We start from the raw sequence: 15619 nt of genomic DNA on the forward strand, positions 1-15619 counted from the left end.
GCAGTAGGGCAGTAGGGCAGTAGGGCAGTAGGGCAGTAGGGCAGTAGGGGCTGCCGTTCACCCCACCATCAGCGCCTTGATGCCGTCGGCGACGAATTGCACGGCGAGTGCGGCCAGGATGACGCCGAGCAGGCGGGTCAGGATCGAGCGGCCGGTCTGGCCGAGGATGCGGTCGATGCGTTCCGACAGCACGAACACCAGATAGGTGATGGCCAGGCAGACGAAGATGATGCCGACAAGGGCGGCCTGCGCGGCAAAGCCCTGAAACGAGCCGGAGAGCAGCACCGTCGCTGAAATCGCGCCGGGGCCGGCGATCAGCGGGATCGCCAGCGGGAAGGCGGCGATGTTGTGGATCATGTCCTTGGTGATGGCGACGTCGCCGATCTTCTCCTTGCGGTCCTGCCGGCGCTCGAACACCATTTCGAAGGCGATGAAGAACAGCAGGAAGCCGCCGGCGACGCGGAAGGCCGGCAGGGTGATGCCGAACACCGACAGGATGGAGGCGCCCGCCACCGCGAACAGCGCCATCACCAGGAAGCCGATGACCGAGGCGCGCACCGAAACCTGCTGGCGCTCCTCGCGGTTCATGCCGCGTGTCACAGCGAGAAACAATGGCGCCAGCCCGGGTGGGTCGATGGTCACGAGAATGGTGACGAAGGCATTGAACAGGCTGTCGAAACTCGGCATCGCTGATCCCTCCCGCCGGGCCGAGCCCGCTCCACATTGGTAGAGCAAAGCCCGGTCGGTGGAAACAGTCAGGACCGCGAAAGCACGGGCTCCCGGCAGGGTTAGCCGGCGGCGTCGCAATAGGCCTCCAGGCGATAGCCGTCCGGGTCCACGACAAAGGCAGCGTAGTAGGTTTCACCATAGTCGGCGCGCAGACCCGGACCGCCATTGTCGCTTCCGCCTTCGCGCAACGCACCGGTATGGAAGGCATCGACGCTGTCCCGCGTCGGTGCGGCGAAGCAGAGATGCAGGCCGGATTTTTCGTCCGCCGGTACCGGCCGCGATGCCTCGTTGACCCATAGCGCGACGCTGTGGGCACCATAACCGAGCGAACCCGGTGACTGGCTGATGCAGCTGTAGCCAAGAGGCCTTAGCGCTGCGTCATAGAAGCGCTTCGAGGCATTGCTGTCGCGAACGCCGATCGAAATATGGTCGAACATGGTTTTCTCCATTGTTACAAAGTGTTGCGACGTCATCTGGCAGATTGACGGCGCGCCAGGAACTCGACTTCGAGGTGCCAGTCCGCGCCGTCGTGCGAGCGCTCGCCGAGCCATCGAAAGGCGTTTTCGGTGATCCGCGAAAAACTCCAGCGCACCGAGGAGCCGATGCCGTCGGCGCCGACCTGCACGATCGTGTCGCCCTCGGCACGGCCGAGCTGGCGGCTGAAATACTGGTTGCGTGGATCGCTCCAGAAGATGTGCCAGGCGTCCGCGCCAGGATCATAGACCCGCAGCGTCGTGCCATAGAATGTCCACTTGCCGAGGGAAGGCTGAGAACCGGTGTTCCGCGCGGGCAGGATCCAGACATCCTGGATGGCGCGGCCTTCCAGCACCCAGCCGAAATGCACCTCGCCGCGTCCGGTCAGCACGGTGCCGTCCTCGAGGTGGCGTGAGGCGTCGAAAGTCCAGGCGCCGACGAAGCGGCCGTAAAGGTTCAGTTTTTCGGCAAGCCCGCCGATCGGTCCGGGACTGTGCAAGGCTTCGGCGAAGGGGTCGAACATGGCTGCGGCCTCTTTCTGTCAGGAGACCGGAAGGAGTAGGCGCTGACGGGGTTCTGGGCTTGGGAAAAATTGCTATATTTCAGCCATGACCGCGACGACCCGCACTCTCGCATCCGGACCCGGCTGGCACGTCGCGGACGTGATCTGCACGGCTGGCGCCGGCGACCGGCCGTTCGAGGAGGCCCATCAGGATTTCTGCGTCGCGGCGGTCACCAGCGGCACGTTCCGCTACCGTGCGCAGCAAGGCACGGCCATGCTGGCGCCGGGCGCATTGCTGCTCGGCAATTCCGGCACATGCTATGAATGCGGGCACGAGCATGGCAGCGGCGACCGTTGCCTCTCGTTCCATTTTGGACCGGCCTACATGGAACGGATCGTCGCCGGCGTGCCGGGCGCCCGAACACTCACCTTCGAGGCGCCGCGCCTGCCGCCCTTGCCGGCCTTGGCACCGCTGCTGGCCGAGGCGGAAGCCGCGCGTGAGATGGCCGACAAGGATGCCTTCCGGGAACTTTCCCTGCGCATCGCGGGTGCGGCCGTGGCCGCGATTTCCGGCGCCACGTCCGCTAGGCGCGGACCGAGCCGCCGCGACCAGAAACGGGTGGCCGAAGCCGTGCGGCGGATCGAGCTGGATGCCGAAGGGCCGATTTCTCTGTCGGCACTGGCGGATGAGACGGCGACCAGTCCCTATCATTTCCTGCGTATTTTCCGGCAGGTTGCCGGCATGACGCCCTACCAGTTCCTGCTCAAGACCCGCCTCCACCGGGCAGCGGTGCGGCTGCGCCTGTCGGACGATGCGATCTCGGCGATAGCCTTCGACGCCGGTTTCAACGACCTGTCGACTTTCAACCGCCGGTTCCGACGCGTCATGGGCGAGACGCCAGGCGACTATCGCGCGCGCCGATCAAGCAGTTCCGGCATGCGGGTGCCTCGACGGAGACAAGCTCAATCCGAGGTCGGTCCGCACCAGCCCGGCAGATAGTCCGCGTCCTTGCCCTTGGCGAGCGTCAACGCCTCTTTCATCGCCTTGTCGAAATTCTTCGCAATCGCGTTGCGATCGATGCGCCGGCGCAGGAAATCCGCCCAGATGAATTCGCTGAACGGCGTCGTGTCCTTGGCGAAGCCGCCTTGCCGGCGCAACTCGCCGGCCATGCTCCTATAGGGATCATCGATCAGCTCGCCGATTGTCTTTGGAATTGCCGAGTAGTCGCGGCGCCGGCCGTTCTCATCGAACGGGTGCATCCAGCCTCTGTTGTCGAGCACGAAAAGAAACGCGTCCTTGTCGAGCGCGGACAGGTCGCTGATCACGGTCACAAGAACGTCCTTGACGCCTTCCTCGAGCAGGGCGCGAGCGAGGTGATGGTGATCGGTGACGTAGTTTCGATTTTTGGGCCCCAATACGACCGGCACCATGTGTCTGCCGAGAAAAGCGCCGGTCTTCTTCTTGGCGTCCTGTTCCCGGATCATCTGACGTTTCAACGCAACTTCCCGCATGCCGACCGTTATCTGCGTCGGCCTGAGGTCCTCGACGGGAACCGGCGTGACAATGGGTTCTCGGGGGTCAATCATGGCACTCCATCCTGTTCTTGCTGCTGCTGTTGCCCCGGACCAAGTGATTTGATCGCCGCGTCGACGCTGTGGAATATGCGCTGCGTGCCGACCATTTCAGCGATGCCGAACCGCGCCAGGGCCGCCTGGGCGCGCAGCGATTCCAGCCGCGCTATGGCAAAGATCGCGCCCGCCTTGCGGCAATGAAGGATGGTATCGATCAGCGCCTGCGCGGCGGTGTAGTCGATTTCGACGATGTTGCTGGCCTCCAGCACGACCAGTTTCACGGTTTCGTTCCTGGCATCGATGAGATCGCAAAGCCCGCGCTTGAAACGGTCTGCATTGACGAAGGACAGCGGCGCCTGGAAGGCCGCGACCAGCACGCCTGGGAGCTGCTCGCCGGCGCTTGGCTTGCCGGGCGGCCACCAGACGGAAGTCCCCGGCACCTGTTCGAGTTCGATAGGCTGCGTCTGGGTGGCGCTCCAGATCCCGTGCAACAGCGACAGGCCGATGCCGACTGCCACGCCGGTCTCGATCGGCAACACGACGATCGCCGCCATGGTGATCAGGATCAAGGCGAATTCGACGGGCGCCTGCCGGTAGACGCTGGCGAACACTTTCCAGCGCAGTATGTGCTGGGCAACGAACATCAGGACGCCGGCAAGGGCTGCCTGCGGAACATTGGCGAGCAGGCCGCCACCAAAGGCGCCGAGCGCCAGCACGATGGCCGCGGCAATGAGGCCGGACAGTTGCGAGCGGCCACCCGACTGGGAGACGATTGCCGTGCGCGGCGGGCTGGCATTGACGGCAAAGGCACCGAACAGGCCTGACACGATGCTGCCGGCGCCGGCGCCGACGAAGTCGCGGTTGACGTCGGGGGCATCGTCCTGTTGCGAGGCGAAGGAACGCGAGGTGGCGGCCGTCTGTACCATGACGACAATGGCGATCAGCAGGGCCAGAGGAATCAGCGCCTGTACATCATCGAGGCCAGCCTCCGGCAGGTAGGCTCGCGGCAGGCCGTTTGGCACGGAGCCGAGCACCTCGACGCCGCGATCCCTGAGGTCGAAGATGATGACCGCGAGCGTGGCAAGCACCATGCCGATCAGGGCGCCAGGGATGCGGGCGCTGATCCGTTCCGAGCAGAACACGATCGTGAACACGCCGAGGCCGAGGCCGAGGGCCCAGGGATTGGTGAGATGGAGACTGCCGGCAATCTCGCCGATACGCCGCAAGGTCTCGCCGCTCTCGGCAGGCAGGCCGAGCAGCCCTGGCATTTGCGAGACGATGATGTGGACGGCGATGCCGGCCAAAAACCCCGTCGTGACAGGCACCGACAGGAGATCGGCGATCCAGCCGAGGCGAAAGACGCCGCTCAGCGTCACGATCGCCCCGACCATCAAGGCCAGCATGGCTGCCAGAGCCAGATAATGCGGCGAGCCGGATGTGGCGAGCAGCGCCAGGCTGCCGGCAAACAGCGGCGTGATGGTCGAATCCGCGCCAACCGAGAGGTGACGATTGGCGCCAAACAGGGCAAACGCCACCGAACCGGCGACAAAAGCGAAGAAGCCGATCTCGGGCGCAAAGCCGCCGAGCCGGGCCGTTGCCATCTGCTCGGGAATGGCGATCGCGGCCAGTGTCAAACCCGCGACCAGATCACCATTGATATCCCGGGGCTGCCAGCCGCTCAGCGCTCGCAAAGGCAGCCATTGGCTCCGATTCATCGTGCTTGCGGCTTTCGCTTGGGGAAATCGGTCCATTGCCGGCTTTTGCCTTGTGGCGGCGAAAAGCGTTGTGGCCATATCGTCGCAATCAGCGGTATCCTTTTGAAATTACCACCAAAAATGACACTGGAAAAGTGCCGCTAACATTGGAGTTTCGGCCGTGCTTCCTATATAAGCGGTCAGTGATTCCTGATTAGATTGTGATCCGATTTGACCGACCAAAAGACACCGCGCGGCGCCGACGGCGGCCCCACCGGCATCGAGCCCATCTCCATCATCGAGGAGATGCAGAGCTCCTATCTCTCCTACGCCATGAGCGTGATCGTCAGCCGTGCGCTGCCCGATGTGCGCGACGGCCTGAAGCCGGTGCATCGCCGCATCCTCTACGCGGCGCATGAAAGCGGCTACCACTGGAACCGCAAATATGTGAAGTCGGCGCGCCCGGTCGCCGACGTGATGGGTAAATACCATCCGCATGGCGACGCCTCGATCTATGATGCCTTGGTGCGCATGGCGCAGGATTGGTCGCTGCGCGTGCCGCTTATCGACGGGCAGGGCAATTTCGGCTCGATCGACGGCGATCCGCCGGCGGCGATGCGCTACACCGAATCGCGGCTGACCAAGGTCGCGCATGAGCTGCTGGAGGATATCGACAAGGACACCGTCGATTTCCAGGACACCTATGATGCCTCGGATACCGAGCCGAAGGTCCTTCCGGCGCGCTTTCCCAATCTGCTGGTCAATGGCTCCGGCGGTATCGCCGTTGGCATGGCCACCAACATCCCGCCCCACAATCTTGGCGAAGTCTGCAATGGCGCCATCGCCGTCATCGACAATCCGGCGATCGACCTGCCGGCGCTGATGGAGATCATTCCGGGCCCCGATTTCCCGACCGGCGGCATCGTGCTTGGCCGTTCCGGCATCTACAGCGCCTATTCGACCGGCCGTGGCTCCATCGTGATGCGCGGCAAGGTCAACATCGAGCAGCGCGGCAATGACCGGGAATCGATCATCATCACCGAGGTTCCCTACCAGGTGAACAAGGCCTCGATGATCGAGAAGATGGCCGAACTGGTGCGCGACAAGCGCATCGAGGGCATTTCCGACATCCGTGACGAAAGCGACCGCCAGGGCTATCGCGTCGTCATCGAGCTGAAGCGCGACGCCGTCGCCGATGTCATCCTCAACCAGCTTTACCGGTTCACGCCGCTGCAGACCTCTTTCGGCGCCAATATGGTGGCGCTGAATGGCGGCAAGCCGGAACTGCTGACCCTGACCGACATGCTGAAGGCGTTTGTCTCCTTCCGCGAGGAGGTCATCACAAGGCGGACGAAATTCCTGCTGCGCAAGGCGCGCGACCGCGCCCATGTGCTGGTTGGTCTCGCCATCGCCGTTGCCAATATCGACGAGGTCATCAAGCTGATCCGCACCGCGCCGGATCCGCAGACGGCGCGCGAACAATTGATGGAGCGGCGCTGGCCCGCGGGTGACGTCGAATCGCTGATCCTTCTGATCGACGACCCGCGCCACCGCATCAATGAGGACGGCACCTACAATCTCTCCGAGGAGCAGGCGCGCGCCATCCTCGAACTGCGCCTGCAGCGCCTGACCGCGCTCGGCCGCGACGAAATCGCCGACGAGTTGAACACGATCGGCGACGAGATCAAGGACTATCTCGACATCCTGGCGTCGCGCGCGCGCGTCCAGCAGATCGTCAAGGACGAGCTCGCCGCAGTGCGCGACGAGTTCGGCACGCCACGCCGCACCGAACTCACCGACGGCGGCGCCGACATGGAAGACGAGGATCTGATCCAGCGCGAGGACATGGTCGTGACGGTGAGCCATTCCGGTTACATCAAGCGCGTGCCGCTGTCGCTCTACCGGGCGCAGCGCCGCGGCGGCAAGGGCCGCTCCGGCATGTCGACCAAGGAAGAGGATTTCGTCACGCGGCTGTTCGTGGCCAACACGCATACGCCGGTGCTGTTCTTCTCCTCGCGCGGCATCGTCTACAAGGAAAAGGTCTGGCGGCTGCCGATCGGCAATCCGCAGTCACGCGGCAAGGCGCTGATCAACATGCTGCCGCTGGAGCAGGGCGAGCGCATCACCACGATCATGCCGCTGCCCGAGGACGAGACGAGCTGGGGCGAACTCGACGTGATGTTCGCCACCACGCGCGGCACAGTGCGCCGCAACAAGCTGTCCGACTTCGTCCAGGTCAACCGCAACGGCAAGATCGCCATGAAGCTGGAGGAGGAAGGCGACGAGATCCTCGGCGTCGAGACCTGCACCGACAATGACGACGTGCTTTTGACCGCGAGTTCCGGCCAGTGCATCCGCTTCTCGGTCGGCGACGTGCGCGTCTTCCAGAGCCGCAACTCTGTCGGCGTGCGTGGCATCACCATGGCCGAGACCGACCGCATCATCTCCATGTCGGTGATCGAGAGTGTCGATGCGCCGCCGGCCGAACGCGCCGCCTATCTCAAGCGGGCCGCGGCCGAACGGCGGCTTGCCGCCGGTATCGCGGTCGGCGAAGAGGAAGAAATCGCGCTGACGAATGAAGAGGTCGGCGAGGAGACGGAGCTTTCCGACGAACGCTACGAATTCCTCAAGGCGCACGAGCAGTATGTGCTGACGGTTACCGAATATGGCTACGGCAAGCGCTCGTCTTCCTACGATTTCCGCCTGACCGGGCGCGGCGGCAAGGGCATCCGGGCCACCGACGTGTCGAAGACGGCCGAAATCGGCCGTCTGGTGGCGACCTTCCCGGTCGGCAATGACGATCAGATCATGCTGGTGTCGGATGGCGGCACCGTCATCCGGGTTCCGGTCAACGGCATCCGTTTCGCCAGCCGCGCCACCAAGGGCGTGACCATCTTCAATACGGCTGAGGGTGAAAAGGTGGTTTCGGTCGAGCGGATCTCGGAACCGCAAGCGGACGAAGAGAGCGAAGAGACCGTCGAGGTTGGCGCTGAGTCCGGTCCGGTGACGGACACTGGCTCGGATAGCGCTGAATAAGTCCTGGACCGGTTTTCGACATAGCAACGCCGGCCCATTGGCCGGCGCGGCAGCAAGTCTGGAATGATTTAGTAGTGACGATACGGCTTGCGCGGGCCGAAGCCTTCGAAGCGCTTGACGGTTGCCTTGACGCGGACGCGTTGTGCCTCCTGATGCAGCCCAAAAACGGTGGCGATCAGCATGGCGACGGTCATTGCGGTGGCGAGCATGTAGATCAGCATTTGCGTGTTCTCCTGCGCCTTACAACGGATAGATGGGATTTTGGTTTCATCTTATTAAGGTGCAATCTAGTGAACGCTGCGTGAAGGCTTGGTGATCAGCGTGTTCATCTGTCGTTCATGTGCCGGAAAAGGTTCACGACCCGCCCGCCAATCGGATTTGCCTTTGTGAGAGAGGCTCGCTAGAAGCTCCGCCATGACCGAACGCATCGCCCTTTATGCCGGCTCCTTCGACCCGCTGACCAACGGCCATCTCGATGTGCTGAAGGCGTCGCTGGCGGTTGCCGACATCGTCTATGCCGCGATCGGCATTCATCCCGGCAAGAAGCCGCTGTTCTCCTTCGAGGAACGGGTCCAATTGATCGAAGCCGCCACGAAAGCCGAATTTGGCAGCGATGGCGCCCGCATCAGGGTGGTGGCCTTCGACGGGCTTGTCATCGATGCCGCGAGGAAGCAGGGCGCCTCGATCATGATCCGCGGCCTGCGCGACGGCACCGATCTCGACTACGAGATGCAGATGGCCGGCATGAACGAGACCATGGCGCCTGAATTGCAGACGGTCTTTCTGCCCGCCAGCCCGTCGGTACGCACCATTACCGCCACACTTGTACGGCAGATAGCCTCGATGGGCGGCAACATCCGCCCCTTCGTGCCGGCGGCAGTTGCTGGCGCGCTCACCGCCAAATTCACGAAATAAGCCTCGGAGAAAACACATGCAGCTGAAAAGGCTCGCCTCGTTCCTTGTCGTGCTCGCCGGTCTTTTGACCGCTTCCGTTTCCGCCTATGCCGCCGATCCCGAAAACACCATGATCATCACGCTGAAGGACGGCGACGTCACCATCGCGCTGCGGCCCGACCTGGCGCCCAAGCATGTCGCGCAGATCAAGAAGCTCGTGCGTGACCATGCCTATGACAATGTCGCCTTCCACCGCGTCATCGACGGCTTCATGGCGCAGACCGGCGACGTCAAGTTCGGCAACATGAAGAAGGGTTTCAATTCGCAAGCCGTCGGCACCGGCGGTTCGGACCTGCCCGACCTGCCGGCCGAGTTCTCGCAGACCGAGCACTACAAGCGTGGCGTGGTCGGCATGGCCCGCTCGCAGGATCCGAACTCCGCCAATTCGCAGTTCTTCATCATGTTCGCGCCGGCGCCGCCGCTCGACGGCCAGTACACCATCGTCGGCAACGTCGTCAGCGGCATGGAACTGGTGGACAAGATCAAGAAGGGTGACGAGGCCGACAACGGTACGGTCGCCGACCCGGACCGGATGATCAAGGTGCGCATCGCCGCGGACAAATAATTCTGTTTTTTTGAAAAAGGATATCTGACATGGCTGAGATCAAGGACCGCGAGAACGCGCTCATCCTGGAAACGACCACGGGCAAGGTCGTCATCGAACTTTTCCCCGACCTGGCTCCCGGCCATGTCGCCCGCATCAAGGAACTGGCCAGGGAAGGCGCCTATGACGGCGTGGTCTTCCACCGCGTCATCGACGGCTTCATGGCGCAGACCGGCGACGTGAAGTTCGGCAATTCGAGCAAGCCGACCTTTGCTCCTTCGCGCGCGGGCATGGGCGGTTCCGACAAGCCGGACCTGAAGGCTGAGTTCTCCAACGCCAACCATGGCCGCGGCACCTGCTCGATGGCGCGTTCGCAGAACCCGAACTCGGCCAACTCGCAGTTCTTCATCTGCTTCGACGACGCCGCCTTCCTCAACCGCCAGTACACGGTCTGGGGCCAGGTCATCGAAGGCATGGACAATGTCGACAAGATCAAGCGCGGCGAGCCAGTGGTCGATCCCGACAAGATCGTGTCGCTGAAGGTCGCGGCCGACGTCAAGTAAGGCGAAACGACAATGATGGGCGTCGTCTGGTCGCTTCTCGGCATCCTGTCCGGCGCCTTCATTGCCATTCAGGCCCCGATCAATTCGCAGCTGGCGCGCGGCCTGGGTCTCCCGGTCGCGGCTGCTGCCTTCTCGTTCCTGTCGGGCGCCGTCGTGCTTGGCATCATCTCCGTCACGGTGGTGAAGCTGCAAGGCATCTCGCTCGACTGGAAGGCGCCGGCGCCGTGGCTGTTCGTCGCCGGCGGCATGCTCGGCGGCTTCTATGTCACGCTCTCCACAATCCTGACGCCGCGCATCGGGGCCGCCGCCTTGATGGCGTTCCTGGTGGCCGGCCAGCTGCTGGCCGGCATGCTTATCGATCGCGTCGGCTTCCTTGGCGTCGCGGTGCGCGAGATCTCGCTCGGCCGGGTCGCCGGCGCGGTGCTGCTGCTGGTCGGAGCGCTGCTCGTCCGGCTCTACTGATGCGCGTCGATCTGTTTGATTTCGACCTGCCGGAAGAGCGCATCGCGCTCCGCCCGGCAGAGCCGCGCGACAGTGCCAAGATGCTGGTGGTCAAGCCGGGCGAAGAGCTTGAAGACCGGGCGGTTGGCGGCCTGCCATCCCTGCTCAGGGCCGGCGATGTGCTGGTTTTCAACGACACAAAGGTCATTCCGGCACAGCTCAAAGGCATCAGGCGGCGCGGCGAAGCGGCGGCGCAAGTCGAAGCGACACTGCATATGCGCGTTGCGCCGGACCGTTGGCTGGCCTTCATGCGGCCAGGCAAGCGTATCGCCGCCGGCGACCGCATCCATTTCGGTCATGACGGCAATTCCTGTTTCCTCGGCCAACTCGACGCCACGGTGATCGAGAAGGGCGAGGGCGGCGAGGCGCTGCTTGGCTTCGACCTGTCGGGGCCTTTCCTCGACGAAGCGCTGCACGCCGTCGGCCACATTCCACTGCCCCCTTACATCGCCTCTAAGCGCGATGACGACGAGCGCGACCGGGCCGACTACCAGACCATCTATGCAAGGGAGGAAGGCGCCGTTGCCGCCCCTACCGCCGGCCTGCATTTCACGCCGGAGCTTTTTGCTGCTCTCGACGCCGGGGGTGTCGAGCGCCACTTCGTGACCTTGCATGTCGGCGCCGGCACGTTCCTGCCGGTGAAGGCCGACGACACCGCCGACCACAAGATGCATGCCGAGATCGGATCGGTCAGTGAGGCGACTGCCGACGCACTAAATGCGGCCAAGGCGAGGGGCGGGCGCATCATAGCCGTGGGCACGACCTCGCTACGTCTGCTGGAGAGTGCCGCGCGTGAAGATGGTACGGTGCCTGCATGGTCCGGCCCGACCGACATCTTCATCACGCCCGGCTACCGCTTTCGCACGGCCGATATGCTGATGACCAATTTCCATCTGCCGCGCTCGACGCTGTTCATGCTGGTTTCGGCCTTCAGCGGTCTCGATACGATGCGTGCCGCCTATGCGCATGCCATTGCGAACCGGTACAGGTTCTACTCCTATGGAGACGCAAGCCTGCTTTATCGAGCGGAGATGAGCGATGGACGATGATCTGCAAACCCTCGATCGTGAAGGCCTGATCGCCGAAGTCAAAAAGCTGCGCGCCGGCATTCGCGCGCATCGTGACACGTCAGGCCATGATCTCTGCTGGCATCACCCGGATTTGTGGGACCTGCTGCCTGAAAAGACCGAGCCATCGATCGCCGTGCCGCCCTGGCCAAAATTCATGCGCGGCTGCGTGCAATACCGCCAGTCGCTCGACAGGCAGGCGCCTGACGCGCCGGTTCATGACAAGGAATTCAATGGCTAAGCCGTTCAGCTTCAAGGTTCTGGCGACCGATGGCAAGGCGCGGCACGGTGTCATAGACATGCCGCGCGGCGAAATCCGCACGCCGGCCTTCATGCCGGTCGGCACCGGCGGCACCGTCAAGGCAATGTATATGGACCAGGTGCGCGGCGTCGGCGCCGACATCATCCTGGGCAACACCTATCACCTGATGCTGCGGCCGGGCGCCGAGCGCGTGGCGCGGCTCGGCGGCCTGCATGAATTCGCCCGCTGGCCGCATCCGATCCTGACCGACAGCGGCGGTTTTCAGGTGATGTCGTTGTCGAAGCTGAGGAAACTGACCGAAAAAGGCGTCACCTTCCGCTCACATATCGATGGCGCAGCCTACGAGATGTCGCCGGAGCGTTCGATCGAGATTCAAGGCCTGCTTGATTCCGATATCCAGATGCAGCTCGACGAATGCACGGCGCTGCCCGCTGAATTGAAGGAGATCGAGCGCGCGATGGAGCTGTCGCTGCGCTGGGCCGAGCGCTGCAAGGTGGCGTTCGGCGACCAGCCCGGCAAGGCAATGTTCGGCATCGTGCAGGGCGGCGACAACGCCGCGCTCAGGGTGCGCTCGGCGCAGGCGCTGAGCGCGATGAATCTCAAGGGCTATGCGGTCGGCGGGCTGGCCGTGGGCGAACCGCAAGCAGTGATGCTCGAGATGCTCGACATCACCTGTCCGGAACTGCCTGACGACAAGCCGCGCTATCTCATGGGTGTCGGTACGCCTGACGATATCCTGAAATCGGTGGCGCGCGGCATCGACATGTTCGATTGCGTAATGCCGACGCGGGCTGGCCGGCACGGCCTTGCCTACACAAGGCGGGGCAAGGTCAATCTGCGCAACGCGCGCCATGCGGACGACCCGCGCCCGCTGGATGAGGAAAGCGACTGCCCAGCGGCGCGCGATTATTCGCGCGCCTATCTGCATCATCTCGTGCGCTCGCAGGAGGCGCTTGGCGCGATGTTGCTCACCTGGAACAATCTTTCCTACTACCAGAAGCTGATGCAGGACATTCGCGCCGGGATCGAGACCGGCAGCTTCGAGACGCGTGGGGCCGAGATCACCGAGGGCTGGGCGAGGGGCGACATCCCCGTCCTGTGAAACCTCAGGTGCTCAGCGAATTCGACGCGCGCAGGCTGCAACCGGTGATCTGGAACGTGCCGTCGGGCTGCTGCTGCAGCGTATAGACTGCCTCATAATCCTTGCCGTCGGGGCCGACGATCAGCACCTGCTGGATGATCGAACCCGGGCCTGTCTGCTCGACCTTGCCGAAGGCATAGGACTGTGGCTTGCGCACCGGCGGGTAGCCGTTGGTCACCATGTTCATGAAGGCATCGACGGTCGGGAACACCTGCTTCACGTTCGGGGCGGCGAAGCTGTAGGCCTTGGCGCCATCATCGGCCAGCAGGGCCTTCAACTGACCATCGATGACAGTCTGGCCAGCCTTGATTTCGGCATCGCCGGCAAAGGCCGAGGATATGAAGATGAATGGAATGACTGCGAATGCGAAAAAGGCGCGGCGCATGGCCTGTCTCCGTCGTTCCTCGGAATGGTCCCTCAAAATGATGTCCGAGACCCACGATAACATACGCTTGGCGATGCATCCCGGTTTCACCGATCGCGAATATTCGCCACTGGAATGTCATGCCGGTTGCGGCGCTGCGCGAGGCCGCGGCCAGTGCCCGTGTCGGCTAAGTACGGATTCCAATGCTTGAAAGGCCGGCTCCAGTCTGCCAGAAGGGCCGCTTGGACTTGGACGTTTAGCGGGACGAAGCCATGAAGGCGTTTTTCGTGCAGATCAAATGCGAGCTGGGCAAATCCTATGAGGTTGCCAGCGCGCTTGCCGATGCCGAGATCGCCTCGGAAATTTACTCCACCGCCGGCAACTACGATCTGCTCGCCAAATTCTATGTCGACGATGAGGAAGATGTCGGCCACTTCGTCAACGAGAAGGTGCAGATTCTTCCCGGCATCAAGGACACGTTCACGGTCGTCACGTTTCGCGCCTTCTAGCCGGGAATGCATGTGCCCGGGCGCGAGGCAAAGCCTGATCAAGGCCGTATTTCAGCTGCCTCAATTTTAGGCAGGCGCGACATACTGATCGCCCGGATCTCCCAAATCACCGATTACGCTTGATTTTCTCCGGCGACGCCAGTGAAATGGCGTCACAGGGGAGTATGCGATTGGCAGCGTTCGACGAAATGCTTCCGGAAGTCTCCGGATTGAGAAGACCGTATTCGGCTTATGACCGCTGGCTGAAGGAGCAGGATCCAGCCAGGCTTACCGAGAAGATGCAGGACGCCGAACGCGTCTTTCGCAAAACCGGAATCACCTTTGCAGTCTACGGCGAGCAAGAGGCGTCCGAGAGACTTATTCCCTTCGACATCGTTCCGCGCATCATTTCAGGCAATGAGTGGCGCCGCCTGACGCAAGGCATCGAGCAGCGTGTGCAGGCGCTGAACGCCTTCCTCGACGACATCTACCATCGTCAGGAGATTCTGCGTGCTGGCCGTGTCCCCAGGGACCTCATCGCCAGGAACGAGGCTTTCCTGCCGGAGATGATCGGGGTGCGACCGCCGGCGGGCGTCTACACTCATATTATCGGCGTCGATATCGTGCGCATCAGCGAGGACGAATTCTACGTGCTGGAGGACAATGCACGCACACCGTCGGGTGTCTCCTACATGCTGGAGAACCGCGAGACGATGATGCAGCTGTTCCCCGAGCTGTTCCAAAAGATCAAGGTGCGGCCGGTCGAGAACTACCCGCAGCTGCTGCGCCAGTCGCTGGCGGCGGTGCGGCCGCAGAGCACCAAGGGCGCGCCGACCATCGCGGTGCTGACGCCAGGCAGTTTCAACTCGGCCTATTTCGAGCACGCCTTCCTTGCCGACCAGATGGGCGTGCAACTGGTCGAGGGGCAGGATCTGCGCGTCGTCGACGGCCATGTCGCGATGCGCACGACCGAGGGCTACAAGCAGATCGACGTGCTCTATCGCCGCGTCGATGATTCCTTCCTCGACCCGCTGACCTTTCGGCCGGATTCGGCCCTTGGCATACCCGGCATCATGGATGTCTACCGCGCCGGCAACATCACCATTGCCAATGCGCCGGGCACCGGTATCGCCGACGACAAGGCGATCTATTCCTACATGCCCGAGATCGTCGAATTCTACACCGGCCGCAAGGCGATCCTCGGCAACATCCCGACTTGGCGCTGTTCCGAGCCGGACAGCCTTAAATATGTGCTCGAGCACATCCACGAACTGGTGATCAAGGAAGTGCATGGGTCCGGCGGCTACGGCATGCTGGTCGGCCCGGCGGCGACCAAGAAGGAATGCGAGGCGTTCGCCAAGAAACTGGCGGCGAAGCCTTCCAACTATATCGCCCAGCCGACACTGGCGCTGTCGACCTGTCCGATCCTGACCGACAAGGGGCTGGCACCGCGCCATGTCGACCTCAGGCCCTACGTGCTGGTCTCCGACCGCATCCAGATCGTGCCGGGCGGCCTGACGCGCGTGGCGTTGAAGGAAGGCTCGCTGGTGGTCAATTCCTCGCAGGGCGGCGGAACGAAAGATACCTGGGTGCTGGATGATTGAGATGAGTGAGTAGGGAATAGTCAGTAGTGAGTGGTCAGCTGTAGAGGGGAAACGCATGCCATATTCCATCGAAATTCAACTATTTGCTACGGACTACTCACTGTTCCCTACTCACTAGCCCGAA

General features: G+C 62.9%; 18 protein-coding genes. 11 read left to right on the forward strand and 7 right to left on the reverse strand.

Annotation, left to right across the window (positions count from 1 at the left end):
* Positions 1 to 57 precede the first annotated feature (57 nt).
* The 3 genes from FJ977_RS17750 to FJ977_RS17760 form a co-directional block, all read right to left on the reverse strand.
* Positions 58 to 687 (reverse strand): MarC family protein, encoded by a 630-nt coding sequence (locus FJ977_RS17750; RefSeq protein WP_140773427.1) that lies wholly within the window; start codon positions 685 to 687, stop codon positions 58 to 60.
* Positions 688 to 788: 101 nt separating this feature from the next.
* Positions 789 to 1166, reverse strand: a complete 378-nt coding sequence (locus tag FJ977_RS17755) for a VOC family protein (RefSeq protein WP_140773429.1) — start codon at positions 1164 to 1166, stop codon at positions 789 to 791.
* Between the two features lie 32 nt (positions 1167 to 1198).
* Entirely contained in the window at positions 1199 to 1726 is a 528-nt protein-coding gene (locus FJ977_RS17760; RefSeq protein ID WP_140773431.1) for a hypothetical protein, read from the reverse strand.
* 85 nt (positions 1727 to 1811) lie between these two features.
* On the opposite strand from FJ977_RS17760, the gene FJ977_RS17765 reads away from it, so the two are divergent.
* Complete coding sequence (locus FJ977_RS17765; RefSeq protein WP_246683136.1) at positions 1812 to 2705, forward strand: AraC family transcriptional regulator; 894 nt, start codon at positions 1812 to 1814, stop codon at positions 2703 to 2705.
* Here the strand turns inward: FJ977_RS17765 and FJ977_RS17770 are convergent.
* Together FJ977_RS17770 and FJ977_RS17775 are read right to left on the reverse strand one after the other, a co-directional pair.
* On the reverse strand, positions 2669 to 3292 hold the full coding sequence (locus tag FJ977_RS17770; RefSeq protein ID WP_140773433.1) for a ParB-like protein: 624 nt from the start codon (positions 3290 to 3292) through the stop codon (positions 2669 to 2671). The genes FJ977_RS17765 and FJ977_RS17770 overlap by 37 nt on opposite strands.
* Positions 3289 to 4992 carry a SulP family inorganic anion transporter gene (locus FJ977_RS17775; RefSeq protein ID WP_140773435.1) on the reverse strand — a complete coding sequence of 568 codons (1704 nt, stop codon included), beginning with the start codon at positions 4990 to 4992 and terminating at the stop codon, positions 3289 to 3291. The genes FJ977_RS17770 and FJ977_RS17775 overlap by 4 nt, the downstream gene beginning before the upstream one ends.
* Positions 4993 to 5202: 210 nt before the next feature.
* On the opposite strand from FJ977_RS17775, the gene gyrA reads away from it, so the two are divergent.
* The gene (gyrA, locus tag FJ977_RS17780; RefSeq protein WP_140773437.1) at positions 5203 to 8007 is read left to right on the forward strand and encodes a DNA gyrase subunit A; all 2805 of its coding nucleotides are present in this window, start codon (positions 5203 to 5205) and stop codon (positions 8005 to 8007) included.
* A 68-nt stretch (positions 8008 to 8075) separates the two neighbouring features.
* Here the strand turns inward: gyrA and FJ977_RS17785 are convergent, their stop codons facing one another.
* Positions 8076 to 8228, reverse strand: coding sequence for a hypothetical protein (locus FJ977_RS17785; RefSeq protein ID WP_081294748.1), 153 nt, complete (start codon positions 8226 to 8228; stop codon positions 8076 to 8078).
* A gap of 193 nt (positions 8229 to 8421) precedes the next feature.
* Here FJ977_RS17785 and coaD point away from each other — a divergent pair, with 193 nt between their 5' ends.
* The 7 genes from coaD to tgt are packed head-to-tail and all read left to right on the forward strand — an operon-like array spanning position 8422 to position 13000.
* Positions 8422 to 8922 carry a pantetheine-phosphate adenylyltransferase gene (coaD, locus tag FJ977_RS17790; RefSeq protein ID WP_140773439.1) on the forward strand — a complete coding sequence of 167 codons (501 nt, stop codon included), beginning with the start codon at positions 8422 to 8424 and terminating at the stop codon, positions 8920 to 8922.
* Between the two features lie 16 nt (positions 8923 to 8938).
* A complete protein-coding gene (locus tag FJ977_RS17795) occupies positions 8939 to 9526 on the forward strand; it encodes a peptidylprolyl isomerase (protein WP_140773441.1) in 588 nt (195 codons plus the stop codon).
* A 29-nt stretch (positions 9527 to 9555) separates the two neighbouring features.
* Entirely contained in the window at positions 9556 to 10068 is a 513-nt protein-coding gene (locus tag FJ977_RS17800) for a peptidylprolyl isomerase (RefSeq protein WP_140773443.1), read from the forward strand.
* A gap of 12 nt (positions 10069 to 10080) precedes the next feature.
* Entirely contained in the window at positions 10081 to 10530 is a 450-nt protein-coding gene (locus FJ977_RS17805; protein WP_140773445.1) for a DMT family transporter, read from the forward strand.
* A complete protein-coding gene (gene queA / locus FJ977_RS17810) occupies positions 10530 to 11618 on the forward strand; it encodes a tRNA preQ1(34) S-adenosylmethionine ribosyltransferase-isomerase QueA (RefSeq protein ID WP_140773447.1) in 1089 nt (362 codons plus the stop codon). Before FJ977_RS17805 ends, queA begins: the two co-directional genes overlap by 1 nt.
* Complete coding sequence (locus FJ977_RS17815) at positions 11608 to 11877, forward strand: hypothetical protein (RefSeq protein ID WP_140773449.1); 270 nt, start codon at positions 11608 to 11610, stop codon at positions 11875 to 11877. The genes queA and FJ977_RS17815 overlap by 11 nt, the downstream gene beginning before the upstream one ends.
* Positions 11870 to 13000, forward strand: coding sequence for a tRNA guanosine(34) transglycosylase Tgt (gene tgt, locus FJ977_RS17820; protein WP_140773451.1), 1131 nt, complete (start codon positions 11870 to 11872; stop codon positions 12998 to 13000). Before FJ977_RS17815 ends, tgt begins: the two co-directional genes overlap by 8 nt.
* Positions 13001 to 13004: 4 nt before the next feature.
* Here tgt and FJ977_RS17825 read toward each other — a convergent pair whose 3' ends face one another.
* Complete coding sequence (locus tag FJ977_RS17825) at positions 13005 to 13424, reverse strand: DUF4864 domain-containing protein (protein WP_140773453.1); 420 nt, start codon at positions 13422 to 13424, stop codon at positions 13005 to 13007.
* Between the two features lie 251 nt (positions 13425 to 13675).
* Between FJ977_RS17825 and FJ977_RS17830 the strand changes: the two genes are divergently transcribed.
* Positions 13676 to 13912 carry an Lrp/AsnC family transcriptional regulator gene (locus tag FJ977_RS17830; RefSeq protein WP_010909609.1) on the forward strand — a complete coding sequence of 79 codons (237 nt, stop codon included), beginning with the start codon at positions 13676 to 13678 and terminating at the stop codon, positions 13910 to 13912.
* A gap of 170 nt (positions 13913 to 14082) precedes the next feature.
* Complete coding sequence (locus FJ977_RS17835; protein ID WP_056576849.1) at positions 14083 to 15495, forward strand: circularly permuted type 2 ATP-grasp protein; 1413 nt, start codon at positions 14083 to 14085, stop codon at positions 15493 to 15495.
* Positions 15496 to 15619: the final 124 nt, after the last annotated feature.

It is taken from the genome of Mesorhizobium sp. B2-1-3A, from assembly GCF_006442655.1.
Taxonomy (GTDB): Bacteria; Pseudomonadota; Alphaproteobacteria; order Rhizobiales; family Rhizobiaceae; genus Mesorhizobium.

What these genes read in the sequence shown, in the direction of transcription:
- FJ977_RS17750 (WP_140773427.1), bottom strand. Translation starts at nt 687, where the DNA reads ATGCCGAGTTTCGACAGCCTGTTCAATGCCTTCGTCACCATTCTCGTG.
- FJ977_RS17755 (WP_140773429.1), bottom strand. Translation starts at nt 1,166, where the DNA reads ATGTTCGACCATATTTCGATCGGCGTTCGCGACAGCAATGCCTCGAAG.
- FJ977_RS17760 (WP_140773431.1), bottom strand. Translation starts at nt 1,726, where the DNA reads ATGTTCGACCCCTTCGCCGAAGCCTTGCACAGTCCCGGACCGATCGGC.
- FJ977_RS17765 (WP_246683136.1), top strand. Translation starts at nt 1,812, where the DNA reads ATGACCGCGACGACCCGCACTCTCGCATCCGGACCCGGCTGGCACGTC.
- FJ977_RS17770 (WP_140773433.1), bottom strand. Translation starts at nt 3,292, where the DNA reads ATGATTGACCCCCGAGAACCCATTGTCACGCCGGTTCCCGTCGAGGAC.
- FJ977_RS17775 (WP_140773435.1), bottom strand. Translation starts at nt 4,992, where the DNA reads ATGAATCGGAGCCAATGGCTGCCTTTGCGAGCGCTGAGCGGCTGGCAG.
- FJ977_RS17785 (WP_081294748.1), bottom strand. Translation starts at nt 8,228, where the DNA reads ATGCTGATCTACATGCTCGCCACCGCAATGACCGTCGCCATGCTGATC.
- coaD (WP_140773439.1), top strand. Translation starts at nt 8,422, where the DNA reads ATGACCGAACGCATCGCCCTTTATGCCGGCTCCTTCGACCCGCTGACC.
- FJ977_RS17795 (WP_140773441.1), top strand. Translation starts at nt 8,939, where the DNA reads ATGCAGCTGAAAAGGCTCGCCTCGTTCCTTGTCGTGCTCGCCGGTCTT.
- FJ977_RS17800 (WP_140773443.1), top strand. Translation starts at nt 9,556, where the DNA reads ATGGCTGAGATCAAGGACCGCGAGAACGCGCTCATCCTGGAAACGACC.
- FJ977_RS17805 (WP_140773445.1), top strand. Translation starts at nt 10,081, where the DNA reads ATGATGGGCGTCGTCTGGTCGCTTCTCGGCATCCTGTCCGGCGCCTTC.
- queA (WP_140773447.1), top strand. Translation starts at nt 10,530, where the DNA reads ATGCGCGTCGATCTGTTTGATTTCGACCTGCCGGAAGAGCGCATCGCG.
- FJ977_RS17815 (WP_140773449.1), top strand. Translation starts at nt 11,608, where the DNA reads ATGGACGATGATCTGCAAACCCTCGATCGTGAAGGCCTGATCGCCGAA.
- tgt (WP_140773451.1), top strand. Translation starts at nt 11,870, where the DNA reads ATGGCTAAGCCGTTCAGCTTCAAGGTTCTGGCGACCGATGGCAAGGCG.
- FJ977_RS17825 (WP_140773453.1), bottom strand. Translation starts at nt 13,424, where the DNA reads ATGCGCCGCGCCTTTTTCGCATTCGCAGTCATTCCATTCATCTTCATA.
- FJ977_RS17830 (WP_010909609.1), top strand. Translation starts at nt 13,676, where the DNA reads ATGAAGGCGTTTTTCGTGCAGATCAAATGCGAGCTGGGCAAATCCTAT.